Origin of the sequence: Rhodococcus sp. BP-261, assembly GCF_019835205.1 — a bacterium.
Lineage (GTDB): Bacteria > Actinomycetota > Actinomycetes > Mycobacteriales > Mycobacteriaceae > Rhodococcoides > Rhodococcoides kyotonensis_B.
The window spans coordinates 287,386-310,077 of sequence record NZ_JABUCO010000005.1; the positions used below are offsets into that span (position 1 = coordinate 287,386).

23 protein-coding genes are annotated in these 22,692 nt (G+C 66.2%); 11 read left to right on the forward strand and 12 right to left on the reverse strand.

What is annotated here, in order from left to right; all coding sequences use genetic code 11:
• Positions 1 to 7: 7 nt before the first annotated feature.
• Positions 8 to 2,647, forward strand: coding sequence for a bifunctional GNAT family N-acetyltransferase/acetate--CoA ligase family protein (locus HQ354_RS08855; RefSeq protein ID WP_174551417.1), 2,640 nt, complete (start codon positions 8 to 10; stop codon positions 2,645 to 2,647).
• Positions 2,648 to 2,778: 131 nt separating this feature from the next.
• Here the strand turns inward: HQ354_RS08855 and HQ354_RS08860 are convergent, their stop codons facing one another.
• The 3 genes from HQ354_RS08860 to HQ354_RS08870 all read right to left on the reverse strand — a co-directional run bounded on the left by HQ354_RS08860 (position 2,779) and on the right by HQ354_RS08870 (position 5,807).
• Positions 2,779 to 3,750, reverse strand: coding sequence for a sigma-70 family RNA polymerase sigma factor (locus HQ354_RS08860; protein ID WP_068424498.1), 972 nt, complete (start codon positions 3,748 to 3,750; stop codon positions 2,779 to 2,781).
• A 149-nt stretch (positions 3,751 to 3,899) separates the two neighbouring features.
• On the reverse strand, positions 3,900 to 5,393 hold the full coding sequence (locus tag HQ354_RS08865; protein WP_068424496.1) for a class I SAM-dependent methyltransferase: 1,494 nt from the start codon (positions 5,391 to 5,393) through the stop codon (positions 3,900 to 3,902).
• Between the two features lie 45 nt (positions 5,394 to 5,438).
• Positions 5,439 to 5,807, reverse strand: a complete 369-nt coding sequence (locus tag HQ354_RS08870) for a DUF3099 domain-containing protein (RefSeq protein WP_068424493.1) — start codon at positions 5,805 to 5,807, stop codon at positions 5,439 to 5,441.
• 96 nt (positions 5,808 to 5,903) lie between these two features.
• Between HQ354_RS08870 and HQ354_RS08875 the strand changes: the two genes are divergently transcribed.
• On the forward strand, positions 5,904 to 6,140 hold the full coding sequence (locus HQ354_RS08875; RefSeq protein ID WP_068424491.1) for a DUF3039 domain-containing protein: 237 nt from the start codon (positions 5,904 to 5,906) through the stop codon (positions 6,138 to 6,140).
• On the opposite strand, the gene HQ354_RS08880 is transcribed toward HQ354_RS08875, so the two are convergent.
• On the reverse strand, positions 6,113 to 7,330 hold the full coding sequence (locus tag HQ354_RS08880) for a YihY/virulence factor BrkB family protein (protein ID WP_206030950.1): 1,218 nt from the start codon (positions 7,328 to 7,330) through the stop codon (positions 6,113 to 6,115). The two genes, HQ354_RS08875 and HQ354_RS08880, sit on opposite strands and share 28 nt — an antisense overlap.
• 201 nt (positions 7,331 to 7,531) lie before the next feature.
• Here HQ354_RS08880 and HQ354_RS08885 point away from each other — a divergent pair, with 201 nt between their 5' ends.
• The gene (locus HQ354_RS08885) at positions 7,532 to 9,289 is read left to right on the forward strand and encodes a DEAD/DEAH box helicase (protein ID WP_206030951.1); all 1,758 of its coding nucleotides are present in this window, start codon (positions 7,532 to 7,534) and stop codon (positions 9,287 to 9,289) included.
• A gap of 105 nt (positions 9,290 to 9,394) precedes the next feature.
• Here HQ354_RS08885 and HQ354_RS25535 read toward each other — a convergent pair whose 3' ends face one another.
• Complete coding sequence (locus tag HQ354_RS25535) at positions 9,395 to 9,589, reverse strand: hypothetical protein (protein ID WP_068424479.1); 195 nt, start codon at positions 9,587 to 9,589, stop codon at positions 9,395 to 9,397.
• 274 nt (positions 9,590 to 9,863) lie between these two features.
• On the opposite strand from HQ354_RS25535, the gene HQ354_RS08890 reads away from it, so the two are divergent.
• Complete coding sequence (locus HQ354_RS08890) at positions 9,864 to 10,193, forward strand: DUF952 domain-containing protein (RefSeq protein ID WP_222634613.1); 330 nt, start codon at positions 9,864 to 9,866, stop codon at positions 10,191 to 10,193.
• Positions 10,194 to 10,254: 61 nt separating this feature from the next.
• On the opposite strand, the gene HQ354_RS08895 is transcribed toward HQ354_RS08890, so the two are convergent.
• Together HQ354_RS08895 and ppgK are read right to left on the reverse strand one after the other, a co-directional pair.
• Positions 10,255 to 11,613: an RNA polymerase sigma factor gene (locus HQ354_RS08895; RefSeq protein WP_068424477.1), complete on the reverse strand. Its 1,359-nt coding sequence runs from the start codon at positions 11,611 to 11,613 to the stop codon at positions 10,255 to 10,257.
• Between the two features lie 123 nt (positions 11,614 to 11,736).
• Positions 11,737 to 12,540 carry a polyphosphate--glucose phosphotransferase gene (ppgK, locus tag HQ354_RS08900; RefSeq protein WP_114329688.1) on the reverse strand — a complete coding sequence of 268 codons (804 nt, stop codon included), beginning with the start codon at positions 12,538 to 12,540 and terminating at the stop codon, positions 11,737 to 11,739.
• A gap of 151 nt (positions 12,541 to 12,691) precedes the next feature.
• Between ppgK and HQ354_RS08905 the strand changes: the two genes are divergently transcribed.
• Positions 12,692 to 13,606, forward strand: a complete 915-nt coding sequence (locus HQ354_RS08905; protein ID WP_222634552.1) for an inositol monophosphatase family protein — start codon at positions 12,692 to 12,694, stop codon at positions 13,604 to 13,606.
• Between the two features lie 30 nt (positions 13,607 to 13,636).
• Here the strand turns inward: HQ354_RS08905 and cei are convergent, their stop codons facing one another.
• Entirely contained in the window at positions 13,637 to 14,317 is a 681-nt protein-coding gene (gene cei, locus HQ354_RS08910) for an envelope integrity protein Cei (protein WP_222634551.1), read from the reverse strand.
• A 506-nt stretch (positions 14,318 to 14,823) separates the two neighbouring features.
• On the opposite strand from cei, the gene HQ354_RS08915 reads away from it, so the two are divergent.
• Positions 14,824 to 15,126: a DUF4193 domain-containing protein gene (locus tag HQ354_RS08915; RefSeq protein WP_019664051.1), complete on the forward strand. Its 303-nt coding sequence runs from the start codon at positions 14,824 to 14,826 to the stop codon at positions 15,124 to 15,126.
• Positions 15,127 to 15,174: 48 nt separating this feature from the next.
• Here the strand turns inward: HQ354_RS08915 and HQ354_RS08920 are convergent, their stop codons facing one another.
• Positions 15,175 to 15,711 (reverse strand): DUF3093 domain-containing protein, encoded by a 537-nt coding sequence (locus HQ354_RS08920; protein ID WP_084423686.1) that lies wholly within the window; start codon positions 15,709 to 15,711, stop codon positions 15,175 to 15,177.
• A gap of 136 nt (positions 15,712 to 15,847) precedes the next feature.
• Here HQ354_RS08920 and dut point away from each other — a divergent pair, with 136 nt between their 5' ends.
• Positions 15,848 to 16,342: a dUTP diphosphatase gene (gene dut, locus HQ354_RS08925; RefSeq protein ID WP_174551416.1), complete on the forward strand. Its 495-nt coding sequence runs from the start codon at positions 15,848 to 15,850 to the stop codon at positions 16,340 to 16,342.
• 2 nt (positions 16,343 to 16,344) lie between these two features.
• Positions 16,345 to 17,175 carry a DUF3710 domain-containing protein gene (locus HQ354_RS08930; protein ID WP_222634550.1) on the forward strand — a complete coding sequence of 277 codons (831 nt, stop codon included), beginning with the start codon at positions 16,345 to 16,347 and terminating at the stop codon, positions 17,173 to 17,175.
• A 15-nt stretch (positions 17,176 to 17,190) separates the two neighbouring features.
• Here the strand turns inward: HQ354_RS08930 and HQ354_RS08935 are convergent, their stop codons facing one another.
• Positions 17,191 to 17,889, reverse strand: a complete 699-nt coding sequence (locus tag HQ354_RS08935) for an alpha/beta fold hydrolase (protein ID WP_222634549.1) — start codon at positions 17,887 to 17,889, stop codon at positions 17,191 to 17,193.
• Between the two features lie 163 nt (positions 17,890 to 18,052).
• On the opposite strand from HQ354_RS08935, the gene HQ354_RS08940 reads away from it, so the two are divergent.
• Entirely contained in the window at positions 18,053 to 18,430 is a 378-nt protein-coding gene (locus HQ354_RS08940; protein ID WP_068425992.1) for an OB-fold nucleic acid binding domain-containing protein, read from the forward strand.
• 144 nt (positions 18,431 to 18,574) lie between these two features.
• Positions 18,575 to 19,144: a DUF3159 domain-containing protein gene (locus HQ354_RS08945; protein WP_167677029.1), complete on the forward strand. Its 570-nt coding sequence runs from the start codon at positions 18,575 to 18,577 to the stop codon at positions 19,142 to 19,144.
• A 1-nt stretch (position 19,145) separates the two neighbouring features.
• Here HQ354_RS08945 and HQ354_RS08950 read toward each other — a convergent pair whose 3' ends face one another.
• Together HQ354_RS08950 and HQ354_RS08955 are read right to left on the reverse strand one after the other, a co-directional pair.
• Positions 19,146 to 19,814, reverse strand: a complete 669-nt coding sequence (locus HQ354_RS08950; protein WP_068424461.1) for a TrkA family potassium uptake protein — start codon at positions 19,812 to 19,814, stop codon at positions 19,146 to 19,148.
• A 42-nt stretch (positions 19,815 to 19,856) separates the two neighbouring features.
• A complete protein-coding gene (locus HQ354_RS08955) occupies positions 19,857 to 20,522 on the reverse strand; it encodes a TrkA family potassium uptake protein (RefSeq protein WP_068424458.1) in 666 nt (221 codons plus the stop codon).
• Between the two features lie 164 nt (positions 20,523 to 20,686).
• Here HQ354_RS08955 and HQ354_RS08960 point away from each other — a divergent pair, with 164 nt between their 5' ends.
• Positions 20,687 to 22,684: an APC family permease gene (locus tag HQ354_RS08960; protein WP_068424455.1), complete on the forward strand. Its 1,998-nt coding sequence runs from the start codon at positions 20,687 to 20,689 to the stop codon at positions 22,682 to 22,684.
• Positions 22,685 to 22,692: the final 8 nt, after the last annotated feature.

Below are 22,692 nucleotides of genomic sequence, written 5' to 3' on the forward strand. Positions count from 1 at the left end.
TGAACGGCTGAAGGCCGAGACGTCGTTTCCGAAGCATTGGGTTGCCGACGTGCTGGCCTCCGACGGCGGCGTCGTGCACCTGCGTCCGATCGTGCCGTCCGACGCCGATGCGCTGGTGGCATTCCACGGCAGGCTGTCCGAACGAACCAGATACCTGCGGTACTTCGGCCCGTATCCGACGATGCCGCAACGGGATGTTCTGAACTTCACGACCGTCGATCACCGGGATCGCGTCGCGTTCGTGGCGATTCTCGGCGACGACATCATCGCCGTCGGCCGATACGAGCGGCTGCCGGAGGGCGACGGCAATTCCGCCGAGGTCGCGTTCGTCGTCGCCGACTCCCACCAGGGACGCGGGCTCGGTCCGATACTCCTCGAGCACCTGGCCGGTGCGGCGGCCGAGAACGGCGTCGGCATGTTCGTCGCCGAGGTGCTGGCCGAGAACCGCAACATGGTGACGGTGTTCCGTGAGGCGGGCTATCAGGTCAGCCGGAGCTTCGAAGGTGGTGTTCTACGGCTGGAATTCGCGATCGATCCCAGCGAAGCCCTTCTGTCGGTCCGCAATTCGCGGGAGCGCGCCGCTGAGGCGCGAAGCGTACGAAACGTGTTGAGCCCCAGCTCTGTTGCGGTCATCGGAGCATCGACGGACAGTTCGAAGGTCGGCAACGCGGTCCTGACGAACTTACTGTCGGCCGGTTTCACCGGTCCGGTCTATCCGGTGAACGCCGACCACCGATCGGTGCGTGGAGTGCGGGCGTATCCGACGGTGCACGACATCCCCGATTCGGTCGATCTCGCGATCGCGGCCGTGCCCGCCGAGGCGATCGACGAGGTGCTCGACGACTGCCTGGACAAGGGCGTCAAAGCGCTCGTCGTGGTGTCGTCCGGTTTCGGTGAGACGGGTTCGGCAGGCCAGGAGAAGGAACGTCGACTCGTGCGCGCCGCACGTGCCCACGGGATGCGCCTGATCGGCCCGAACGCGCTCGGCGTCGCGAACACCGATCTCGACTTCTCGCTGAACGCGACGCTGGCGCCGCACCTGCCGACGCCGGGACGCGTCGGCTTCTTCTGTCAGTCCGGAGCGCTGGGCATCGCCATTCTGGACCAGGCGGCCAAACGCCGGTTGGGGTTGTCGACGTTCGTCTCGGCGGGCAACAGGGCCGACGTCTCCGGTAACGACCTGCTGCAGTTCTGGGACTCCGATCCTGCGACCGAGGTCGTGCTGCTCTACCTGGAGAGTTTCGGTAATCCACGCAAGTTCACGCGAATCGCGCGGCGCGTTGCTCGGAACAAACCGATCGTCGCCGTGAAGAGCGGACGGGGTGCGGTGCCACCCGCGCTCGCGACCGGACCCGACATCGACGACACCATCGTGAAGGCGCTCTTCGAGCAGGCAGGCGTCATCCAGGTCGACACCATCGCGCAGTTGTTCGACTGTGCGGTGCTGTTCGGCTATCAGCCGCTGCCGACGGGCCCGCGGGTCGCGGTCGTCGGAAACTCGACTGCTCTTGGCGTGCTCGCCGTCGACGCCGCGCGGGCCGACGGTCTCCACGCCGGTGCGGCGATCGACGTGGGCCCGCAGGCAGGCCCGGACGAGTTCGCCGCGGCCGTGTCGAAAGCTCTCGCGGCCGACGACGTCGATTCGGTGATCGTCGTGTTCGTGCCGCCGGTCGCGGTCACGGTCGAGCCGTTCGCCGAGGCGCTCGGAGCGGCCGTGCGCGGCGCCGACAAGCCCGTCCTCACCACGTTCCTGGCGACCGAGGGAATTCCGGACGTGCTCGCGGTACGCGGGGACGAGGGTCATCCCATCCGCGGTTCGGTGCCCTCGTACTCCAGCCCCGAGCGTGCCGTCACGGCGCTGGCGAAGGCATGGCGTTATGCGTCGTGGCGCAGCCGTCCGGCGTCCGCACCGGTACGGCCGAACGGAGTCGATGCAGAACGCGCGGCGTCCCTCGTCCGCGGCTGGACCGGGCAGGACCGCTGGCTGTCCGATTTCGAGACCGCCGAGTTGTTGGCCTGCTACGGCATCGACGTCGTCGACTTCCGTGCCGTGACCGACGAAGCCGAGGCGGCAGCGGCCGCCGAGGAGCTCGGCTACCCGGTCGCGGTCAAGGCGACGGGCGAGCAGTGGCGTCACCGACCGGATCTCGGGGGAGTGCGCCTCGATCTCGCGAGCAGCGACGCGGTGCGTGCTGCGTATCGTTCGCTCGCCGCGGACTCGGGAGAGCCGTTGCTGCACGTGCAGAAGATGGCGGCGAAGGGAATCGGCTGTGTCGTGCGCGTGCAGGACGATCCGTCGTTCGGATCGCTGATCTCGTTCGGTCTGGCCGGGGTGATCTCGGATCTGCTGGGTGACCGCGCGTACCGGGTTCTGCCGCTGACCGAGGACGAATCCGTCCAGCTGATCGATGCCCCGAAAGCAGCGCCTCTCCTGTCCGGGTATCGAAATGCGGTGCCCGTCAACAAGAGTGCGCTGGTGGACCTGGTGCAGCGGGTGTCGGCGATGGCCGACGACATCCCCGAGATCAGGGAACTGGCCTGCGAACCGGTTCTGGCGTCGGCGCACGGAGCGCAGATCACCGATGCACGATTGCGTCTGGGGCCCGTGCCGTCACGAAACGATCTGGGTCCCAGGCGACTTCGGTAGAGACAAAACGAGCGGAGGCCGGGTCGACTTTCCCAAGAGGGGGAGAGAAAGCGACCCGGCCACCGCCTACGATGGAGCGCGCGGGAAACTGCACCGCTGCTCCACCAGTTCGGAGCCGACCCAGCCGAGGATCAGCTGGCGTACGACCTCAGCTTCTCGGCGCGGTCGCCCTGTCGCAGCTTGACCATCACCTCGCGCTCGATCTGACGCACACGCTCGCGCGACAGGCCGAAGAGCTTGCCGATCTGGTCGAGTGTGCGGGGCTGTCCGTCGTCGAGACCGTAACGGAGACGAATGACCTGCTGTTCACGCTCGTCCAGCGTCGCAAGGACGGTACGAACGTCGCTGTGCAGGAGGCCCGCGATGACGGCGTTCTCCGCCGACGTCGCCTCGGAGTCCTCGATGAAGTCGCCCAAGGGTGCTTCCTCGTCGCTGCCGACGGGCATGTCGAGGCTCACCGGGTCACGGCTGTGGTCCAGCAGATCGGCGATCTTCTCGACGGGAATACCCGACTCGTTCGACAGCTCCTCGTCGGTCGCCTCGCGGCCGAGCTGCTGGTGGAGTTCGCGCTTGATACGAGCCAGCTTGTTGACCTGCTCCACGAGGTGGACAGGGAGGCGAATGGTGCGGCTCTGGTCGGCCATGCCGCGAGTGATGGCCTGGCGGATCCACCAGGTCGCGTACGTCGAGAACTTGAATCCCTTGGCGTAGTCGAACTTCTCCATCGCGCGGATCAGTCCGAGGTTGCCTTCCTGGATCAGATCGAGGAGCGGCATGCCGCGGCCGGTGTAGCGCTTGGCGAGCGACACCACGAGACGAAGGTTGGCCTCGAGCAGATGGCTGCGCGCCGCACTGCCGTCACGCACGATGATCGCCAGATTGCGCTTCTTCGCAGCTGTCAGTCGCTTCGAGTTCTCCAGCACGTTCTTCGCGTACAGCCCCGCTTCGATTCGCTTGGCCAGGTCCACTTCCTCGTCCGCGGTCAACAGCGCGGTCCGGCCGATGCCGTTCAGGTAGACGCGAACGAGATCTGCTGCCGGGCTCTGCGCGTCGAGATCGGCGTCGGTGGGACGTGGGCGGGTCGTGGTGCTGGGGCTTGTCATGACTTGCCTCCTGATCGGTGGTGTCTCATAGGGATCAACGTCCGGTCGAGTTCGAAAAGTTCCCACCGCACCAACGCGTGATACCCGCTTGACCAGGCTTTATCCCCCCGACCCCCTGAGAAGTTGCTGAGAAGGCCCAGCACGGAACCTCAGGCGGGAACCAGTCCGGACGGCAGCACGAGGCCGTGCCTGACCAATCCCGTCGTCAGTTCGAGCGCCCCTGCCATGAGCGGCTCGAAATCCAGCCCGTGTGCGGCGGCGAGCAGGGCGACGAGTTCGTTCAACGGCATCCCGTCTGCCCGCATTCCCGCGAGCAGCATCGCGCCGACCTCGTCGATCTCGTGCTGCCAGTTCGGGCCGTTGCCGCGATGAACGCGGATGACCTCGGTGTGCCAACCCTCGTCGCCGGGCAGCGACACGTGTTCGAGGGCCGTCGCAGGATCGAGCTCGAACACCGAGTCGGCCGGATCGTTCTCCCGAAGCCACGTCAGTCGGTCGAAATATGCGATCGCCTCGTTGCCGAGCGGATCCTCGAACGCGTGCCGCAGATCCTCGGCGAGAACGTCGGTCGGTAGTTCCGTCTTGCGCAGGTAGACGAAGCCGAACCCGATGCCCCGGACGTCGGCCGCGGCGAAGTGGTCGAGCCACGATTGGGCGAGCGCCGCATTGGCCTCGTCGCGGGGATCGAGGCCGCCGTCGCGCATCCATGTGCCGACATACAGGGCAGGATCGGCGACGTCACGCTGCAGAATCCATGCGTCGACGCCGTGATCGGGCAACCACGACGCCACCCGTGCGCGCCAGTCCTCGCCGTCGACGTGCACCCACGACGCCAGGATGGCTGCGGTGCCTCCCGGCTTCAGGTACTTCGGTGCCTCGCCGATCATCAATCGAGACGCGCCGTCGAGGTCGAGGCCGGAGTCGCGGTAGGTGTGCTCGACGGTGCCGCGACCGACGACGAAGGGCGGATTGGCCACGATGCGGTCGAACGTACGGCCCGCGACCGGTTCGAACCAGGAGCCCTCGATCAGTTCCAGAGACAGACCGTTCAGGGCAGCGGTCGCCGCGGCCAGTTGCACCGAGCGTGGACTGATGTCGGTGCCGGTCACCGTCTCGGCGTAGTCGGCCGCGTGGACGGCCTGGACCCCGCAGCCCGTGCCGACGTCGAGAACCTCGGCAGCGGGCGTCGTCGGCGTGCCGCGCAACAACGACAGCGACGCCTGTCCGACGCCGAGAACGTGGTCGGGTGCAGTCGGTGCCGGGCGCATGCTGCCGTCGGGGTCGGACACGATCCAGCGGGAACCGTGGCCCGCGTCGAGCGGTCGGACGTCCAGCAGAGTTCGGACCGTGCCGTCCACGACGCGCGTGAGAAGTCCGGCATCGACTGCGTCGTCCAGGTCGACAGGTGCCAGGGCCCGCGCGGCGTCCTCCTCGACGACGTCGTCCACGAGGAGGAAAAGGCGGACCAGAACTCCGAGATCACCACCGTCCATGCTGGCGCGTCGCACCGGGACGGGTTCGCTGCGGCCGAGAGCGGCATGCGCGTCGTCGCCCAACATGTCGAGCAGCGAATCGGCGTCGTAGCCGGTTCGTTCGAAAGCGGTCCGTAGCGCCGGGCAGATCGAGAGCAGAGTTGCAGTCACGAGCCCAGTCTTTCAGCTGGGTCGTGACCTGTGCGAGGCGTGGGTTCAGTCGTCGTGCTGATCGATGACGTGATGCGCGCGGGCTTCGACCTGAGGTCTGCTCACGCGTCGGCCGTCGTATCTGCTGACTTCGTCCTTGGTGCGGGGTGGGCGGTCGTTCGCGATGAGAACCGCCATCCACGGCAGGGGGATCGACACTCCGACGATCGCCATGGCGATCCACGGGTTGGCCCAGATGCCGTACGAGATGGCGGCCAGCACGAGCGCGGGTATGCGGAACGACATGATGAACATGTACTTGCGCACTCGGGCGCGGTGCTGCTCTTCGACCGAACTCTTGGCTTCGGTGATCAGTACGGGGTTACGGGCCGAGCCGCTCTCGCTCGAGCCGGAAAACCCCGGTGTTCTCGTCATACCTCCACTGTGGCACTCGTGCCGCAGGATTGCACACGTGTTCTTGGCCTCGCCGAAGATGCGTGCGCCGTCGCGCGTGCGGAATAATCTTTCAGCATGAGCACACAGACCAAGGAACGTCCCGATATCGCACCCGACGACACCACGGACGACGACGCGCCCAAAGTCTTCCACTACGTCAAGAAGAACAAGATCGCCGAGAGCGCTGTGATGGGTACCCACGTCGTCGCGTTGTGCGGTGAGGTGTTTCCGGTCACCAAGTCGGCCAAGCCCGGTTCGCCGGTATGCCCCGACTGCAAGAAGATCTACGACGGCTTGAAGAAGGGCGACTGACCGGCCTGGTCTCCGCGCCTCGCCGAGTCGTTCTGCGTCGAATTCTTCCGGGCCGGACTCTTCTGGGGCGCACTGTTCTGGGTTGCATTGTTATGGGTCGCCGGCGTCGGCTCGGCTTCACGCTCGGCCCGGGCTGCGGGTGAATCGGTCGCAGCGCCGGGCTTGTTGCGGTCGCCGGCGATTCGGATCGGTCCGGTCGCGAGTCGCCGTGCGACGGCCGTCACCGGGTTCGACTCCTCGAAGGCGGCCTGGGCGGCGAGCCATTCCTTCATCTGTTCCAGGCGTGTCGCTCGCGCGGGAAAGAACTCCTGGATGGTCGCGTTGAACTCTGCTCCGAGCACGATCGCGAAGCCCAGAAAGAACGCGAACAGCAGCAGCGCGATCGGCGTCGCCAACGCGCCGTAGGTGTAGCCGGTGCCGGTCACCCAGGTCAGGTAGAACCGCAGCACCGCGCTGGCGATCATGAAGAACACGCCTGCCAGCAACGCGCCGCCCAGCAGACGGTGCCACGGTAGGGACTTGTGCAGCGCGACCTTGTACAGCGTCGTCAATCCCGCGATCAAAAGCAGTCCGACGGCGGGGTAGTAGAGAAAGTCGATCAGTTCGCTCCCGATCTCGAACCACGACGCGGGCAGGATTCTCTGCACGAACGTCGGCCCGAGTGCGACGAGGGGGAGCACGAACACGGCGACGATCAGGAAACCGACGTAGAGCAGCAACGCGAAGATGCGTTGCCAGACGGGGTTACGAGCATCCTGCTGCCCGTGGGCCTCGACGATCGAGTCCACGAACGTCGAGATCGCCGACGAGCCCGCCCACAGTGACAGCAGGAATCCGGCGGACACGATCTCGCCGCGTCCCTGCTGCAGAATGTCCTGCACGGTCGGCTCGATGATTCCGTCGACAACCGAGTCGCTGAACACACTCGCGCTGAACGTGATGATCTTGGATTCGATGATGTCGATCGTGTTGGGCCCGAACCAGCCTGCGACGAACCCGAGGCTGCCGAGGACGCCGAGCAGCAGCGGCGGGAGCGAGAGCGTCTGCCAGAACGCCGCGGTAGCCGCCTTGCTGAAGATCGAGTCGTCCCAAGCCTTGCTCGCTGTGCGGAGGACCACAGTCCAGGCGACATGAAACGGCCGCCGCTTCGACAGCTCGCCCGTACGTCGTTCGCCTGCAGATTCGCTCATGATCTCTCCAGCATTCCTGACGACACGCCCGAATGCCCGTCTGGGGCGGTCCGTGTCGCCCACCGAGTCGATCGATGTGGCTCGTTACGATTCGGGTTCGGTCGGTGCCGACAGATAGGCTCCACCGCGGACATTGCACAGCTACGGCTTCTTCTTCCCATTGCCAGTGAGGACTCGATCGATGCCAGGAACAGGCGGCCAATGAGCGCAGAGACCACCGACGCCGACACACCCTCCGGGGCCACCCTCGGAACCGGGACTTCGCCGGGCGGAGCGCCGCTGCGTGCTTGGCAGAGGCGCGCACTGACGAAGTATCTGATGGCGTCACCGAAAGACTTCCTCGCGGTCGCGACGCCGGGTGCAGGCAAGACGACGTTCGCGCTCCGTGTCGCGTCGGAACTGCTCGCGCACCGCACCGTCGATCAGGTCACCGTCGTCGCGCCGACCGAGCATCTCAAGCACCAGTGGGCGGAGTCCGCGGCCAGGGCGGGCATCGCGCTCGATTCGAACTTCTCGAACTCCACCGGCCAGACGTCGAGCGATTACCACGGTGTCGTCGTGACGTACGCGCAGATCGCGTCGCACCCGTTCAAGCATCGCGTTCGCACCGAGGCCAGGCGCACGCTCGTCATCCTCGACGAGATTCACCACGGCGGCGACGCCAAGAGCTGGGGCGAGGGAATTCGAGAGGCGTTCTCGGATGCGACCCGTCGCCTCGCGCTGACGGGAACCCCGTTCCGAAGCGACGACAGTCCGATCCCGTTCGTGACGTACGAGCCGGACTCCGACGGGCTCATGCGCTCACGCGCCGACCATTCCTACGGCTACTCCGATGCGTTGCGGGACGGTGTCGTCCGTCCCGTCGTGTTCCTCGCGTACTCGGGTGAGGCGCGGTGGCGGGACAGCGCGGGGGAGGAGTTCACCGCGCGCCTCGGTGAACCGCTGAACGCCGAGCAGACGGCGCGCGCGTGGCGCACCGCTCTCGACCCGCAAGGCGACTGGATGCCGGCGGTGCTGCTGGCCGCGAACACCAGGCTCGGTCAGCTGCGCGCCGGAGGAGTACCCGACGCGGGCGGACTCGTGATCGCCACCGATCAGACCGTCGCCCGTGCGTACGCCAAGCTGCTCGAGGTCATCACCGGCGAGACACCGTGCATCGTCCTGTCGGACGACCCGACGTCGTCGTCTCGCATCGCCGAGTTCGGCAAGAGCAACCAGAAATGGATGGTCGCGGTCCGCATGGTGTCCGAGGGCGTCGACGTTCCGCGTCTCGCTGTCGGTGTGTATGCGACGAGCGCGTCGACCCCGCTGTACTTCGCCCAGGCGATCGGCCGATTCGTGCGGTCGCGGCGGCCCGGCGAGACCGCGAGTGTCTTTCTGCCGTCCGTTCCCGTCCTGTTGGACCTCGCAAGCCAGCTGGAGGCGCAGCGCGACCACATCCTGGGCAAGCCGCACCGCGAGAAGGACGGTCTCGACGACGACCTGCTGGCCGACGCGAACAAGCAGAAGGACGAACCGGGAGAGGACGAGAAGGCGTACACGGCGCTCGGCGCCGACGCCGAACTCGATCAGGTCATCTACGACGGCTCGTCGTTCGGCACGGCCACGTTCTCGGGTAGCGACGAAGAAGCGGACTATCTCGGCCTCCCGGGGCTTCTGGACGCGCAGCAGATGCGCGACCTACTCCGGCAGCGACAACAGGAACAGCTCGACAAGACTCCTGCTGCACCGACGCCTGCGGTGCCGCCTCCCGCCGCAGCGGAGCGCGTGTCCTCTGCCGGTCAGCTGGCCGGTCTGCGGCGTGAACTGAACAGTTTGGTCGCGGTGTACCACCACCGCACCGGAAAGCCGCACGGCGTCATCCACGGCGATCTACGACGCATCTGTGGCGGCCCTCCCACCGCGATGGCGACGGCCGAGCAGCTCGGGGAACGGATCGCGCAGCTGCGGAAGATGTAAGGCGCGCACACGATCGACGACACACGAAGAACGGGTGGCTCCGACTGGAGCCACCCGTTCTTCGTTGTTCGAATGTTGGTGTCTAAAGCTACCGAGGCGAGCCGGTTACACCGCAGAGTCCGTTTCGGTCATCACCGTTGCGTTCATTTCACGCAGACGGTCTTCGTGCTCCTTGGCGTGGTGGTTGCAGAACAGGAGTTCTCCACCGGTCGAGAGCACAACACGTGCACGAGCCCCTGCACCGCACCGGTCGCACCGGTCGGCTGCTGTCAATTGTGGGCTGGTCAATGTTCCGGGCATGACTCCTCCGTACTGGCTTTCGGTGTTACCCGAGTGCCTGGGGCCGGTCCGCCGCGTCGGTATGGCGCGGTCCGTACACTCTGTCAGACGTTTGGGCTTCATGCGTTGTTCCCGAGGGTGTTTCTTTGTGTTGTCACTAACACGAAACTGGCTCGGCTGCTGCTGGTGGCAGGTATGTCCAGCGGTTCGTGTTCGCTAACAGCTGACCTTTCGCGCGCGTGTGCGGCCCTCGTAGGATCGAGACGTGAGCAAATCCGGTGGTGTCCTGCTGCACATGTGCAGCTACGAAGAGTGGTTGTCGGCGCGGGCCGCGGGCAGTCGGCGCCCAGCCGATTTCGACGACGTCGGATTCGTCCACCTGTCGACGCCGGAGCAGGTCCATCTGCCTGCGAACCGTCTGTTCTCCGGACGCGAGGATCTGGTCCTGCTGGTCCTCGACCCCGAACGACTGGGATCACCCGTGCGATGGGAACCCGGCGTGCCGGGCGATCCCGACTCCATGCTGTTCCCGCACCTCTACGGTCCGCTTCCAGCCGGTGCGGTGACCTCGGTACGCGATTACGCGCCCGGCAGCGACGGCTCGTTCGCGGCGCCCGCACTCTGACTGCCACCGATAAAACACCGCCGCCCCGCGAGCGGGACGGCGGTGTCGCGAACGGTGTGTGTCAGTCGAGGTAGTCGCGCAGAACCTGCGACCGGGACGGGTGGCGCAGCTTCGACATGGTCTTCGACTCGATCTGACGGATGCGCTCACGCGTGACGCCGTAGACCTGGCCGATCTCGTCGAGCGTGCGCGGCTGGCCGTCGGTGAGACCGAAGCGCAGACGCACGACGCCGGCTTCACGCTCGGACAGCGTCTCGAGTACCGACTGCAGCTGATCCTGCAGCAGCGTGAACGAGACGGCGTCCACGGCGACGACGGCTTCGGAGTCCTCGATGAAATCACCGAGTTGGCTGTCGCCCTCGTCGCCGATGGTCTGGTCGAGGGAGATGGGCTCACGCGCGTACTGCTGGATTTCCAGCACCTTCTCCGGCGTGATGTCCATTTCCTTGGCCAACTCCTCGGGAGTGGGCTCGCGGCCCAGATCCTGCAGGAGCTCACGCTGGATGCGACCGAGCTTGTTGATGACCTCGACCATGTGCACCGGGATGCGGATGGTACGGGCCTGGTCGGCCATGGCGCGGGTGATGGCCTGACGGATCCACCAGGTGGCGTACGTGGAGAACTTGTAGCCCTTGGTGTAGTCGAATTTCTCGACCGCGCGGATCAGACCGAGGTTGCCTTCCTGGATCAGGTCGAGGAAGGCCATGCCGCGGCCGGTGTAGCGCTTGGCGAGCGAGACGACGAGACGAAGGTTCGCTTCGAGCAGGTGGTTCTTGGCGCGGTTGCCGTCACGGCAGATCCACGTGAAGTCGCGTCGCGCGGCGACGGGGAGCTTCTCGCCCTTCTCGGCGAACTCGCGCATCTTCTCGGTGGCGAACAGCCCGGCCTCGATGCGCTTGGCGAGCTCGACCTCTTCTTCGGCGTTGAGGAGGGCAACCTTGCCGATCTGCTTGAGGTAGGCGCGAACGGAGTCGGCCGACGCGGTGAGCTCGGCGTCCTTGCGTGCCTGTCGAAGAGCCTCGGATTCTTCTTCGTCCCAGACGAAGTCTCCCGACGCCTTGTCCTCGGCGGTGGGCTCGGACGTTCCGTCGTCTTCGCTGTCGTCGTCGGCCGCAACGACGTCGACGACGTCGTTGGCCGCGGCGGCGATGTCGCCGTCGGAGATGTCGATGTCATCGATGCCGGGAGCGTCCTCGTCACCGTCGGTCGCCTGAGCGGGGTCTGCAGCCTTCTTGGCTGCGGCCTTCTTCGCCGGCGCCTTCTTGGCTGCGGCGCGCTTGGCGGGAGCCTTCTTGGCTGCGGCCTTCTTCGCCGGTGCCTTGGCCGGTCGGACAGTTCCGTTCGGCGCCTCCGCAGCAGGTGCAGGGGTCGCAGACTCTGTTTCTGAATCCACGGTCTGACGGATATCGGTGGCTGCCACGTACGCCCTTTCGTGACGGTGTCGTGCGGCGTCACGCCAGAGTTGTTTCCGGCGGAGAGGTCTTGTCGATTGTGCCGGCGTGCAGACCGGCATCAACCATTGTAACGACCCGCGCAGAGTTTGTTACCGAGCGTGGCCCTGCAACGCGGCTGTGTCGGCTGCCAGAGCTGCGCCGACGATGCCTGCGGTGTTCAACAATGTGGCCGCCACCACCGGAGTTCTGTTCGTCAGGTGCGGAATCCACTTCTCGGACTTCCGGCTGATTCCGCCGCCGGCGATGAACAGATCGGGCCACAGAAGCGCCTCGAACGTTTCGAGGACCTTGGACACTTCCTTGGCCCATTCCTTGTACGAGAGGTCCTTGCGTTCCTTGACCGACGACGCGGCGCGGTGCTCTGCCTCCTTGCCGTTGACCTCGAGATGACCGAGCTCGGTGTTGGGGAGGAGCACGCCGTCGTGCAGCACGGCCGATCCGATTCCGGTGCCGAACGTGAGCAGGATGACGACGCCGCTCTTGTCCTTGCCGCCGCCGTACTTGTCCTCGGCCACACCCGCGGCATCGGCGTCGTTGAGGACGGTGATGTTCGGATGCCCGATCGCGCGGGCGAACAACGCCTTGGCGTCGGTGTCGATCCAGCCCTTGTCGATGTTCGCTGCCGAGCGCGCGATGCCTGCGGTCACGACGGCCGGGAGTGTGACGCCGACCGGACCCGACCAATCGAAGTACTTCACGATCTCCGCGACGACGCCCGCGACGGCCTCCGGCGTGGACGGCTGGGGGGTCTCGATCTTGTACCGGTCACCGACGAGTTCACCCGTCACGAGATCGACGATGCCGCCTTTGATACCGCTACCGCCGACGTCCACTCCGAAGCCGAGCCGCTGAGTGCCGTCGGTGGACTGTGGTCCCGAACCTGCCTGTGTCATGTGGCGCATGCTCCTGGTGTCGTGGGAACTGAGAAGGCGTGGAATATCCTCCGAGAAGGATAGTGGGCGGACGGCGCATTGCGCGTTCGGAAACGTCGAGGTGCTCCCGCGCGGGTGGTGCGCGGCGCATCTCGTGTGATCCGATAGACCCGTGTCCACTCCAGGTAACTCGTCCGAAGCGTCTTCGAATCCCGATGCGGCCCTGACGTCGTCACTACTGGACGTGGCGGTGGAGGTCGCGCGCGCCGCGGCCACTCACGTGCGGGTACGACGCCCTGAGGTCTTCGGCCCGAACGCGCGACCGTCGGGTGTCGGCGGGCACGCGGAGTCCGTACAGACCAAGAGCACACCGACCGATCCCGTCACGGTCGTCGACACCGAGACCGAACAGTTGCTGCGTGGACTGCTGGCGGAACGGCGAAGCGGCGACGCGATTCTGGGGGAGGAGGGCGGCGGTCGAACCGATTCGGTCGCGGGTGTGCGCTGGATCCTCGATCCGATCGACGGGACCGTCAACTTCCTGTACGGGCTTCCCGCGTATGCGATTTCGGTCGCAGCGCAGATCGACGGCGTCAGCGTCGTGGGAGTCGTCGTCGACGTCGCACGTGACATCGTCTACACCGCGGCACGAGGTCGGGGAGCCTTCGCCACGACGTCGGACGGGACCGCGACGAGACTGGCGTGCAACCCGATCGAGGACGTCTCACTTGCGTTGGTGGCCACCGGTTTCGGGTATTCCTCGTCCCGGCGTACGGCGCAGGGCCGCATGATCGGACAGCTGCTTCCCCGGGTCCGGGACATCAGGCGTGTCGGGTCGGCGGCACTCGATCTGTGCATGGTCGCGTCGGGGGCGGTCGACGCTCACTTCGAGCACGGACTGAGCCCGTGGGACTGGGCCGCCGGGTCGTTGATCGCAGAAGAGGCGGGTGCCGTTCTTCGGTTGCCGTCGCCGAGTTCGTCGAGCGCCGAGGGTGCTGTCACCGTCGCTGTCGCAGCCGGGATCGACGCCGAATTCCTCGCGCTCCTGGGTGAAGTCGGAGCGCTGGCGCCGATCCCGACGGACTGATCCCAGCCGGACCGCCGGACGCGGTGCCGGTCAGCAGGTCGCTTGTCGAGCCGCGTCGAGAAGGTCGATGTCGAGGGGCGCGGCGGGTGTACCGGGAGTGACTCCGGCCAGCGACTGCAGAACCGACTCCGCGTCCGAATTCGGCTGCAGATCCTTGAAATACGTTCCGAGGGCGAGATCGACGGTGTCGTCGCCGCGTCCGTCTTCGATCAACTCGGCGCACGGTGCGACGAGCGAGACTGCGCTCGCAGCGGCAATTCCGTTCTGGCCGAACCGAATTTGGCCCTGGCACTGCATGTTCTGATCCGTGTACACCGGATCGTTGCCTACCTGGACGTCGGGCGCGCTCGCGAACCCGTAGTCGCTGAGTTCTGCCGCGACGGTTGCCGCCTGGCCGGATTCGCCGTTCGCGTTGAAGACTCTGACGCGCGTGGCCGACAGTGCCGCGGGTTCGGTGTCCTCGAGAGTCGAGCGGTCCACGCGCTCACCGAGTTCGGCGGGCACGGTTCCATCTGCAGCGGGTGTCGTCGACGGCGCGTTGCATTCCACCGTCGCGGTGACCGCTTCGCCCGCGGTGAACACGCGTATCCAGGTGAACACGCCCAGCAGGGCGAGAGCGAGCAACACGACGAGGATGGGCATTGCGCGCCTACGACGGAACGGCCGTCCGCGATCGTCGACCGAACTGCCCTCGGTGATCAGAGAAACCACGGTGTGGATACGCCTTTCCGTCGTCCGGTTCGAAATGCGGCGCTACCGGCGACCGGTCCCAGCGCGCTCGCTCACTGTAGTTGCCTCTCGAACGGACGGCTGCGTCTGTCGGCAAGTCGTCGGCGAAATTCACTCGGGGCCGGGCGGGAATGAGTCGGTGGCTCGTGTTGTTCATGCCCGGTGCACGACCGATTTCGGTGCTTTCGGCGGTTCGGTTTCGTCAAACGGCAAAGCTTCGGCTATTGTCTGGCGGCCCCGGTGGTTTCAGACCAGAGACGCATCGGTGCGAATCGGGATCGTCGCGTAGGTGTCGAAGAGGGTTTCGAGCCGAGATCGATCGGGCATTACCCGGTGTTTTCGGGCACCTTACGAGGTTCTCGTGCGTTCAACACGAACAAGGACGGTGGGAGCAACGCAAACGCCTCCTCACAGCCGGCGACCGAGCTAGGACGTCGTCAGCAGCAACCACCGGAAATCAAGCAAGAAGACGAGGGGTTAGAGGAACAATGGCAACCGACTACGACGCACCGAGAAGAACAGAATCCGACGACGTCTCCGAGGACTCTCTCGAAGAACTGAAGGCACGTCGCAACGAGGCGCAGTCCGCGGTCGTCGACGTGGACGAGTCCGACACGGCGGAATCGTTCGAACTCCCAGGTGCTGACCTGTCCGGAGAAGAACTGTCCGTGCGAGTCGTCCCGAAGCAGGCCGACGAGTTCACGTGCTCGAGCTGCTTCCTGGTCCATCACCGGAGCAGGCTGGCCAGCGACGCGAACGGCGTGCTCGTGTGCCGAGACTGCGCTGCTTGATCGCTGAGCAGCAGGCGTAGCACGTACTGGAATCGACGCCGAGATCGCCTAGTGGCGATCTCCGGGGGTGGGCGCGGCCAGTGCAGCTACCAGATCGTCAGGTCGTTTCGAACTGACCAACCAGTAGGGGGTGGGGTCGTCGGGATCATCGAGAACTACCAGGACCATCGGTTTGACCCAAGTGCGGTGCTGAACGAAGGCAAGTGGATCCAGTTGCCTTCCCAGTGCCGCACTTTTTGCCGTTCCAGGCACCACGGCGACCCGGTCGACGACGTCGAGCGGTAAGTGAGCACGCCCGGCGTGCAGCTCCCGAGTGCCGTCCGCATCGACGACGACCTCGATCTTCATCCGGCTGAGCCAGTAGAGGGCCCACAGCGGGAACGGCAGCAACAGAACGTAGGGGAGCCACGCGCGCAGCCCCGGGGCACCCATGTGCACCTCGGCGGCCAGCAGCGCTGCGACGGCCAGACCGACGGGCCACCACCACAGCGGGACCCACAGTTTCTCCGAATACACGACGGTGCGTGTGTCGGCGTGAGAAGAGTCCGCGGTCGGTTCGAGGTCGGGCTGGCGATCGTGAGGCACGCTCTCCAGACTACGTGGCCAAGGGAAAGGTGCCGCATGCCGTGCAGCGCGTCACGGGCCGTACGGCGTAGTCTCGGACCACGTGAGCGACGATGCACGACGTGACGACCATCAGGCGAATTCGCCGAACCCGCCGGTGATTGCGCTGAAACGACTCGACGACGGACTGCCGTTGCCGACGCGAGCCCACGAGGGCGACGCGGGAGTGGACCTGCACATCACCGCCGACGCGAGCATCGCGCCGGGCGAGCGTCGCGTTGTCGGAACCGGCATCGCCGTGGCGCTTCCGCTGGGTACCGTCGGACTCGTTCATCCCCGTTCGGGGCTCGCCGCACGTTCGGGTCTGTCCATCGTGAACGCGCCCGGCACCATCGACGCGGGCTATCGCGGAGAGATCAAGGTCTGCCTGATCAACCTCGATCCGCGTGAGACCATTCACCTGGTCCGCGGTGACCGCATCGCGCAGCTACTGGTGCAGCGCGTCGAACTCTGCACGTTCGAAGAGGTCGATTCGCTCGACGACACGACGCGCGGGAGCGGCGGATACGGTTCGAGCGGAGGCCACGCCAGTCTGGTCGACTCGGCGGTTGCCGGAGCGACGAGCACCATGACGAAGCAAGAAGAGGACTGATCATGTTCGGACGGCGTAAGAAGAACGCAGCCACCGACGACTCGCGTGTGAGCGGCGTCGCAGACGACACGGCGGCCGACGCCTCGGCGCCCGACGCCTCGGCGCCCGACGCCGACGACACCGAGTGCGCGAACGTCGACCCCACGGTCGGACCGTTCGACCTGACCGAGGTCGACGACAGCCGTGACGCACTCGTCGAGACCCGTCTCGACCTCGGCTCGGTGCTGATTCCTCTGCCCGAGGGTGGTCAGCTGCAGGTCGAGATGAACCGGTCCGGCGCGCCGCAGGCCGTACACGTCGTCACGCAGCACGGCCGCATCACCATCGCCGCCTACGCCGCTCCGAAATCGCCGGGACAGTGGCGCGAGGTGACAGGCGACCTCGCGACGTCGCTACGAGCGGACAAAGCAGACGTCAGCATCGAGACCGGCCCGTGGGGGCGTGAGCTGCACGCCGTCACGACGAACGCCGACCTCCGTTTCATCGGCGTCGACGGCTACCGCTGGATGGTGCGCTGTGTGCTCGCCGGGCCCGCCGGTGCGGTCGGCGGCGACGCCCCGCTCGTCGCGATCGCCCGGAACGTGTTGTCGCAGACGATCGTCGATCGTGGCAGCGATCCGCATCCGGTGCGCACCCCGCTTCCGGTGGTTCTGCCCGCTGCTCTGACGGCTCAACTCGCGGCGGCTCAGCAGCAACAGGCCCAGCAGGCCGCGGATCGGCAAGCGCCGGGCCAACCGACGGGACAGGCGGCCCCTCAGCAGGCTGCACCCACTGCTCCGACCGAGGGGCCGCGCCGCGGCACGTCGGGATCGGCCATGCAACAGCTCGGCTGAAACTCGGCCTCCGGCTCACGTCAGGAGCGATGAGAGCGCCGACACGGTCCTGATCCCGAGTACGCCTGCGTCGCGACCGATGTCGTCGAGCGTGATGGTGGCGAGCGACGACGTCGGGAGCGCGGTGTGCCACGTGTCGGCGACGGCACGCGGGTGGACCGGGTCGTCGACGGCCGCGACGATGGCCGTCGGAACGAACGTACGATGTAGGTCGTCGATCGTGGGAGCGGCGTAGCTCGCGGCCTCGTTCAATGCGAGCGGCAGATCCGGCCACTGCGACGCCCACGAACGGGTGAGCGTGGCGGACAGCCACCCGGGTGTCGACGCGACCATCGCCGCGGTCACGTCGTCGAGGCCCGATTCGCTCAGGCGAGCCGACGTGAAGCGGGCGCTCAGCGCTGCAGGCGCATCGCCGGGTTCGCCGAGCCACGGCGGCAACGCGGCGAGCACGCCGACGACCGACTCCGGGTGACGACGAGCCCAGGACAGTGCGACAGCAGCACCTATCGAGATGCCTCCCACGATGATTCGGCCGTGGCGTCGAGCGGCGTCGTCGAGTGCGTCCTCGTATCCCGCGACGACGCGTCGAGGGTCGGGGTCGATCGCCGACGTCACACTGCCCATCGTCTCGAGGGCAGGAGAGAAGGCGTCGCGCGCGAAGACGGCGTCCGATCCAGTTCCGGGAAGAACGACGGCGTGTGTGGCCCATGTCATTCCGTCGATTGTGCCGGTAGAGCCGGCACCCCGGACACCGGGACCGTGAGTCGTCACATGCAGGACGAGGCCGGTTGGCCAGAGCAGGTTCGCGGGTCTACAGTGGCCGTTGTACAGGCCTTTACGCGACCGACCCGGTCGCAGAATGCTCCAGGAGCTCACCATGGCACCCGCTGCCGCAGGATATTTCCGCCGACTCACGCGGAAGCTGACCGAGGACGTCGACCAGCTCGACGCCGAAGAGATGGCTGAGACGTCGGAAGCGTCGGGAGCACGCCGGGCATGTGACTGCTCGCGCGGCGAGGAAGTCACGATGCTGGGTCGTCTTCGGAGCGTCGAGACGTGCTCCAAAGCTGCGAACGCCAACGTCGAAGCCGAATTCTTCGACGGCACCGCCCCCGTCACGCTGGTGTGGATCGGCCGCCGCAAGATCGCAGGCATCGAGCCCGGCAAGACGGTGATGATCAAGGGCCGCGTCGGAGAACGCGACGGCCGCAAGATCGTCTACAACCCCTACTACGAACTCCGCGACGAATCCTGATTCGCCGCGTATGGCACTCTCGACGTCGTGACCGACAGAGACGGTAAAGCACCCGACGCCCCGGAAGTACAGCAGACACCGGAGGTCGATGCGCCGCCCGTGCCGACGAACGCGGCTGCGAAGAAGGAGACTGTCCTCGAGCAGATGGGCGGACTGTCCGGGCTGGTGTCCTCGACTCTGCCGGTCATCGTGTTCGTGCCGGCGAACAGCCTGTTCGACCTGACGGTGGCGATCTGGACCGCTCTCGCCGTCGCACTCGGCGTCACGATCTGGCGCCTCGCCAAGCGCACCCCGATCCAGCCGGCCATCTCCGGTTTCTTCGGCGTCGGTATCTGCGCCTTCATCGCGTATCGAACCGGAGATGCCAAGGGCTACTTCCTGTTCGGCATCTACACCAGCCTCGTCTACGGCGCGGTGTTCGTCCTGTCGATCGTCGCGCGGTGGCCGCTCGTCGGCGTCGTGTGGGGATACCTCAACGGTGGGGGCACGTCCTGGCGATCGAACCGACGGTCGGTATACGCGTACGACATCGCGACGCTCGCCTGGGCGGTCGTCTTCGGTGCGCGGTACCTCGTGCAGTCGCAGCTCTACGATTCGGACCAGACCGGCTGGCTCGCGGTCGCCCGCATCGGAATGGGATGGCCGCTCACCGGCGTCGCGCTGCTCGTCACGTTCTGGGCTGTGCGACGCGCGGATCGTACGTCGGCTGCGTGATTCAGGTCGTCTGGACCAGTCCGACCGCTGCACGCAGCTCGGCCTCGACCTCGACGGACGCGACGAACAGCAGTTCGTCGCCGCCTTCGAGCGGGTCGTCCTGCTGGGGGACGATCACCCGCCCTCCGCGCAGAATCGTCACCAGCGCAGCGTCTCTCGGCAACGACAGCTTCTTGACGGGCTTGCCCGCGAGGGGTGTGTTCTCGGGAAGCGTGACCTCGACGAGGTTCGCCTGACCCTTGCGGAACGTCATGAGGTGCACCAGATCTCCGACCGACACCGCTTCCTCGACGAGGGAGGCGAGCATTCGCGGGGTGGACACCGCGACGTCGACGCCCCACGACGAGTCGAACAGCCATTCGTTGCGCGGATCGTTCACGCGTGCGACGACGCGGTTGACCCCGAATTCGGTCTTCGCCAACAGGCTCAGGACGAGGTTCGCCTTGTCGTCACCGGTAGCGGCGATCACGACGTCGTAGGTCTCGAGCGCCGACGCCTCGAGCAGTCTCAGCTCGCACGCGTCGGCGAGCACCCACTCGGCCTCGGGGATGGCGTCGGGGTCGAGGTGGTCGAGCTTGCGCTCGAGGAGCATGACCGTGTGGTCGCTGCGAATCAGCTCGCGGGCAATGGATCTGCCGACGGCGCCGGCTCCTGCGATTGCGACTCTCATGGGTTCCCGTTCGTTCTCGAGGCGGATGTGGCCAGCGTACGACTAGTCGTCCGACGGCGGCGGGTTGCTTGCCAGGGCAATGGCCTCGGCCACGGTCCCGGACACCGCCGCGACGTAGATCTCGTCGTCGGCCTGGATGATCGTCTTCCTGTCCGGGAGAAGTCCGGTCCCGAACCGGATGATGAACGCGACGCGTGAGCGCGTCGCTTCCTCGAGCAGCGACAGCTTCTTGCCGACCCAACCGTCGTCGATCTCGAGGAGAACCACCGCGACGTTGCCGGACGGATCACGCCACTTCGTGGTCGGGTCGTCACGCAACAGGTTGTGCAGGAACCGGTCCGTCGCCCACGGAACAGTGGCCACCGTCGGGATACCGAGACGTTCGTAGACCGCGGCGCGTTTCGCGTCGTAGATGCGGGCGACGACCTTGTCGACGCCGAATGTCTCCCGCGCCACACGCGCCGCGATGATGTTCGAGTTGTCGCCCGACGAGACGGCCGCGAACGCCTCGGCCTTCTCGATGCCTGCTTTGACCAGCACATCACGGTCGAACCCCATACCGACGACCCGCACCCCGTCGAACGTCGGGTCGAGCCGAAGGAACGCATTCTCGTCACGGTCGATGATCGCCACGTCGTGGCCGATCCGCTGGAGTGCGCCGGCCAGTGATGCGCCGACGCGGCCGCACCCCATCACCACTACGTACACCGCTGCTGCTCCCCTCGGATCACGACTGCCCGTCGATGCGCGTTCGCATCGGCCTGCACCAACGTATCGGGCCGCGCGTCGCGAATCGAGCGGAGGTGGCATCGAATTCGAGTTTCGATGCTCCTGGTACTCGCTTCCTCGGCACGAGCGCCTAGGCTCTCACCGTGCCCAAGCTTTCGACCGCCGCGAAGCGGCTCGTGCTCGGCAGGCCGTTCCGCAGCGACAAGCTCGGTCACACGCTCCTTCCGAAGCGCATCGCACTACCCGTGTTCGCCTCCGATGCGATGTCGTCCGTTGCGTACGCGCCCGAGGAAATCTTCCTGGTGCTGTCGGTTGCCGGGATCTCGGCATATGCCTTCACCCCGTGGATCGGCCTTGCCGTCTGCATCGTCATGGCCGTCGTCGTCGCGAGTTACCGGCAGAACGTGCATGCGTACCCGTCGGGTGGCGGCGACTACGAGGTGGCCACCACCAACCTCGGGCCGAACGCCGGGCTGACCGTCGGCAGCGCGCTCCTCGTCGACTACGTGCTCACGGTGGCCGTCTCGATCTCGGCGGCCGCGTCGAACATCGGGTCCGCCGTTCCTTTCGTCGCGCAGCACAAGGTGCTGTTCGCGGTCGTCGCGATCGTGCTCATCACCGCGATCAATCTTCGCGGCATCCGTGAGTCGGGTGCGGCGTTCGCGATCCCGACCTACGCGTTCATGATCGGAATGGTCCTGATGCTGGCGTGGGGTCTGGTCCGTGTGTTCGTTCTCGGTGAGGACCTGCAGGCCGAGTCCGCGTCCTTCGAGCTGAAGGCCGAGGATTCGCATCTGTACGGGATCGCGTTCGCGTTCCTGATCGCGCGGGCGTTCTCGTCGGGTTGTGCGGCGCTGACCGGTGTCGAGGCGATCAGCAACGGCGTTCCCGCGTTCCGGAAGCCGAAATCACGCAACGCGGCGACGACGTTGCTCATGCTCGGCGTCATCGGCATCACGCTGCTGATGGGCATCATCGTTCTGGCCGAGAAGATCGGCATCAAGTACGCCCTCGACCCGCACGAGCAGCTGATCGGTGCGCCCGCGGACTACCACCAGAAGACGCTCATCGCGCAGCTCGCCGAGACCGTCTTCCAGGGCTTCCCGATCGGGTTCTTCTTCATCACCATCGTCACCGCCCTGATCCTCGTGCTCGCCGCCAACACCGCGTTCAACGGCTTCCCGGTCCTCGGATCCGTCCTCGCACAGGACCGTTACCTTCCACGGCAGCTGCACACGCGCGGTGATCGCCTCGCGTTCAGCAACGGAATCCTGTTCCTGTCCGGTGCCGCCATAGCCTTCGTCGTCGTCTTCGGCGCCGAGGTGACCAAGCTCATCCAGCTGTACATCGTCGGCGTGTTCGTGTCGTTCACGTTGAGCCAGACCGGCATGATCCGGCACTGGACACGGTTGCTCCGCACCGAGCAGGACCCCGATGTTCGACGCCACATGTTCCGCTCCCGCATCGTCAACGGTGTCGGTCTCGCGATGACGGGCGCGGTGCTGGTGATCGTGCTGATCACCAAGTTCGCCGCGGGAGCGTGGATCGCCATCGTCGCGATGGTCGCGATCTTCGCGTTGATGCGGATGATCCGTCGCCACTACGACACGGTCGCCCGCGAGTTGGAGAACGAGGAGTGGGACGGCGTACTGCCGAGCCGCACGCACTCGATCGTGCTGGTGAGCAAGCTGCACATGCCGACGCTGCGTGCACTCGCCTATGCACGGGCCACCCGCCCGGACACGTTGGAGGCCGTGACGGTCAACGTCGACGAGGCCGACACGCGCACTCTGGTCCGCGAGTGGGAGGACAGTGACGTCACCGTCCCGCTCAAGGTCGTGGAGTCGCCGTACCGCGAGATCACGAAGCCGGTGCTCGACTACGTCAAGCGAGTACGCCGTGACTCGCCGCGTGACGTCGTCACGGTGTTCATTCCCGAGTACGTCGTCGGACACTGGTGGGAGCAGATTCTGCACAACCAGAGTGCGCTGCGACTCAAGAGCCGCCTGCTGTTCCAGCCGGGCGTGATGGTCACCAGCGTGCCGTGGCAGCTGCATTCGTCCGAGAAGGCGAAGCGCGAGTCGATCGAGAACGCGCCGGGAGCGTCCCGTCGCGGCTACGAACCCCCGAACGCGTCGTGACGGGACAG

What these genes read in the sequence shown, in the direction of transcription:
- HQ354_RS08950 (WP_068424461.1), bottom strand. Translation starts at nt 19,814, where the DNA reads ATGAGAGTCGCAATCGCAGGAGCCGGCGCCGTCGGCAGATCCATTGCC.
- HQ354_RS08885 (WP_206030951.1), top strand. Translation starts at nt 7,532, where the DNA reads ATGAGCGCAGAGACCACCGACGCCGACACACCCTCCGGGGCCACCCTC.
- HQ354_RS08880 (WP_206030950.1), bottom strand. Translation starts at nt 7,330, where the DNA reads ATGAGCGAATCTGCAGGCGAACGACGTACGGGCGAGCTGTCGAAGCGG.
- HQ354_RS25535 (WP_068424479.1), bottom strand. Translation starts at nt 9,589, where the DNA reads ATGCCCGGAACATTGACCAGCCCACAATTGACAGCAGCCGACCGGTGC.
- HQ354_RS08915 (WP_019664051.1), top strand. Translation starts at nt 14,824, where the DNA reads ATGGCAACCGACTACGACGCACCGAGAAGAACAGAATCCGACGACGTC.
- HQ354_RS08930 (WP_222634550.1), top strand. Translation starts at nt 16,345, where the DNA reads ATGTTCGGACGGCGTAAGAAGAACGCAGCCACCGACGACTCGCGTGTG.
- HQ354_RS08860 (WP_068424498.1), bottom strand. Translation starts at nt 3,750, where the DNA reads ATGACAAGCCCCAGCACCACGACCCGCCCACGTCCCACCGACGCCGAT.
- ppgK (WP_114329688.1), bottom strand. Translation starts at nt 12,540, where the DNA reads ATGACACAGGCAGGTTCGGGACCACAGTCCACCGACGGCACTCAGCGG.
- HQ354_RS08890 (WP_222634613.1), top strand. Translation starts at nt 9,864, where the DNA reads ATGTGCAGCTACGAAGAGTGGTTGTCGGCGCGGGCCGCGGGCAGTCGG.
- HQ354_RS08940 (WP_068425992.1), top strand. Translation starts at nt 18,053, where the DNA reads ATGGCACCCGCTGCCGCAGGATATTTCCGCCGACTCACGCGGAAGCTG.
- HQ354_RS08945 (WP_167677029.1), top strand. Translation starts at nt 18,575, where the DNA reads ATGGGCGGACTGTCCGGGCTGGTGTCCTCGACTCTGCCGGTCATCGTG.
- HQ354_RS08875 (WP_068424491.1), top strand. Translation starts at nt 5,904, where the DNA reads ATGAGCACACAGACCAAGGAACGTCCCGATATCGCACCCGACGACACC.
- HQ354_RS08935 (WP_222634549.1), bottom strand. Translation starts at nt 17,889, where the DNA reads ATGACATGGGCCACACACGCCGTCGTTCTTCCCGGAACTGGATCGGAC.
- HQ354_RS08870 (WP_068424493.1), bottom strand. Translation starts at nt 5,807, where the DNA reads ATGACGAGAACACCGGGGTTTTCCGGCTCGAGCGAGAGCGGCTCGGCC.